Below are 3,033 nucleotides of genomic sequence, written 5' to 3' on the forward strand. Positions count from 1 at the left end.
AAAGCACATTCATTTCTATATCTTTTATAGTCATCCCAATTTCTTTTTCTATATTCTAAAATACATTTTTTGGAGCAATATTTTTTGCGTTTACCAGAAAATGATGTATTACAACACAGACAAGTATTGGTATTGTCTTTTAATAATTTTGCTCTAACCTTTGTTTTAAAATCTTCTGATCGTGGCCCACGAGCATTTGCACAACTTCTAGAACAAAATAAATTCGGCGGAGGTGTTTGACCTTCTTTATATTTAACAGAAAATGTGTTGTTGCATTTTTTACAATTTCTTTCCAATGATAATATATTAGTTGAGGCTACTCGTTTTTTCCAATTATTTCTATCTGGATTTTTTTCACACCACCTAATATGATTAGCAAAAAGAGAAGTACTTAATGAAAATGACTCGTTGCAGTGTTTACATGTTTTCAAACCATCCATAAATCTATTTATATGGAGTTAGTTAAAATCGAACTATTTACACACTATAAATGGTCGGGTAATTGAGAATCGAACTCAACTAAACTTGCTCCCAAAGCAAGCGCCTCGCCAGTCGGCCTTTACCCGTAAAATATGGTACACCCAGTTAGACTCGAACTAACGACCCCACAATTATCAATCGTGTGCTCTAACCAAACTGAGCTATGGATGCACTTTAAACTGGAGCCTCCTGTCCGATTCGAACGGACGACCTGCTCATTACAAATGAGCTGCACTACCACTGTGCTAAGGAGGCGTAAAATTGACTCCTGCGACACGGCTCGAACGTGTGACCTAGTGATTACCTACTACTATAGCTTTCGCTACCTTCTCAGTTTGTAGTTTATTTATATTAGGCTTTATGAACAAAACCAATTTTCATACCAAGGTATTGAACAACATTACCATCATCACCGAGAAGACGTGCTTCAACTTTCTCATCATGAGTTCCGCGAATCACTACATCTGGAAACTCATTGCGAAGAGCATTAAGCTTTTTCATAAATGCTTCAAGGCGTACTTTGTTTTCTTTAGTAGGTAAAGTTTGTTTAAGTGCTTCGTCTAAATCGATCTCCATGGCGGATTCAAGTGCGCATGTTTGTTGAACAACCAGTGACTTGTTATACGAGTCCTGAGCCATTTTACGATATGCATTGGTAATGTTGCTATGTGTATTCATATATTACCTTATTTATATAAGAAGAGTTTTAAACTCACGACCTGCTCATTACAAATGAGCTGCACTACCACTGTGCTAAGGAGGCGTAAAAATTGGCTCCGACTCGTGGGATCGAACCACGGACCTAGTGATTACCTACTACTATAGCTTTCGCTACCCTTTCAGTTTGTAGTCTGGACTTTCTCATTATCTTCAACATTACTTGTAAGATACCAACCGTCAAGTCTCTACACGTTCCTCTTTCGAGGCTTCGCTCGGGATTGGCATTTTAAAGCGTTCCCCGAATTTGATTGGTTTTTCATAAAGTATTTCTACTTTAAGCTGCCATTATGACAGTCACCCGCTCTGCCGCTGAGCTAAGTCGGATTGTAAAATTATTCGTCAAATGAATTTAACCAACGCTTCTCACGTACGCGTTGGGCATGAGTAGACCACATGCGACCGCATGTAAATCCTAGAGCGTGCATTTCAAAATAGTTTTGAAAGCGTGAATGATCGCGAGTGACTCTAAAGCGACGTTCACCGCTCTTAAGCGGTAGTTTTACTAAAAGGTAAAATTGACCGACCTTGATGTATGTTGAGGTGCGAATGACTATTTTCATTGTATATTATTTATTGGTACTCACACGGGGAATCGAACCCCGATTGTACGGATGAAAACCGTAAGTCCTAACCGTTAGACGATATGAGCAGGTGTTGTAGATGGACGCACGTTCCAGTAACGCTCTGGACTAGGCGGTTTTGCAGACCACTGCATGACTTCTCTGCCAACGTGCGAAAGTGGTACTAGAGGTGGGACTCGAACCCACACACGGCTCGATGACCGATTCTACCCCCTTATAAAGAAGGACCTTTAACCAATTCAGGACACTCTAGCATTAGAAAAAAATTTATCGGTTAATCATATTGGCATGTTGATGAGGAGCGCAACGCGCTGCAACTACAATCGACTATGACTTTTTTATAGGGACCGAAAACTCCTATATACAAACCTTTGACATCGCATCACTGAGTGATCCAAGCCGTACAACCACGGACGTTCTCAACTTTCATTAGCAGTTGATGGTGCGTTCAGTTATGAAACCTTTGTTTCTCTTTGCTTACAGAGACATTATACACTAAACTCTCTCACATGTAAACATCTTTTTTATCTATAGGTGATTTATTTATATTGTAAAAAGTCTTTCCATTCATCGCGAATCGCTACACGTTCAGAGAGCGCGCTAAACTCGATGTCTTTTAGCATCTTAGGTTTTACCTCTGAGCCATGAATGTTGAAATATGGAAACTTGTTTGATTTTTTGGTATTGCACTTTTTGCAAGACAGGACAATATTGTCGTCACTATTTCCACCACCGCGACTGCGCGGAACTAGATGATCACGAGTCGCTGAAGTGTATGGAATCTTACGCAGACAATATTGGCACTCACCTCCATAGATGTAGTAGAGTTGCCGAAGGTTGATCGCGCGCGGTTGCTTTTTTCCATGCTTGTAGTGACCAAAATAGCCTGGCACTACCACGATTGTAGGAATTGCCCATAGCGTGTCGACACTACGAAGCGCAGGATTTTCTGGGGCGAGGTGATCATCGTTAGCGATCCAACTGCTCCAGTCACGTATGTTTCCATACTGGTCATAGGCTTTTACACCTCCAACTATCATGTTTCTAATTGCAGATCGAGCAGAAAAGAAACCGCATGGTTGGAATCCAGCTGTCAACACAAGAGTAGTCTTATGAGACGGAAGTACTGGAATCATGAACAGACGAGAGTATAGCCACCAAACTTAGAGCGCACGACGTTGTTTATATAGACTGCAATGTGTGATGCATCTTCTAAACGAATTCTAGTGTGGCTGCGAAAGATTGAGCGGCC

General features: G+C 40.8%; 3 protein-coding genes and 5 tRNA genes. All 8 read right to left on the reverse strand.

From position 1 onward, the window contains the following. A partial coding sequence (locus tag ACIQ1E_RS14175; protein WP_396172028.1) for a hypothetical protein occupies positions 1–440 on the reverse strand: 440 nt, incomplete at its 3' end. Between the two features lie 51 nt (positions 441–491). Further along, a tRNA-Pro gene (locus tag ACIQ1E_RS14180) sits at positions 492–566 on the reverse strand. A gap of 7 nt (positions 567–573) precedes the next feature. Then, positions 574–651 (reverse strand) — tRNA-Ile (locus tag ACIQ1E_RS14185). Positions 652–660: 9 nt separating this feature from the next. Further along, positions 661–735 (reverse strand) — tRNA-Thr (locus ACIQ1E_RS14190). A gap of 96 nt (positions 736–831) precedes the next feature. Then, positions 832–1,158, reverse strand: a complete 327-nt coding sequence (locus ACIQ1E_RS14195; RefSeq protein ID WP_396172030.1) for a hypothetical protein — start codon at positions 1,156–1,158, stop codon at positions 832–834. Between the two features lie 616 nt (positions 1,159–1,774). Next, a tRNA-Glu gene (locus tag ACIQ1E_RS14200) sits at positions 1,775–1,849 on the reverse strand. A gap of 90 nt (positions 1,850–1,939) precedes the next feature. Continuing rightward, positions 1,940–2,035 (reverse strand) — tRNA-Ile (locus ACIQ1E_RS14205). A gap of 285 nt (positions 2,036–2,320) precedes the next feature. Continuing rightward, positions 2,321–2,917: an HNH endonuclease gene (locus ACIQ1E_RS14210; RefSeq protein WP_396172031.1), complete on the reverse strand. Its 597-nt coding sequence runs from the start codon at positions 2,915–2,917 to the stop codon at positions 2,321–2,323. Positions 2,918–3,033 lie beyond the last annotated feature (116 nt).

It is taken from the genome of Flavobacterium sp. (genome assembly GCF_044348915.1).
Lineage (GTDB): Bacteria > Bacteroidota > Bacteroidia > Flavobacteriales > Flavobacteriaceae > Flavobacterium.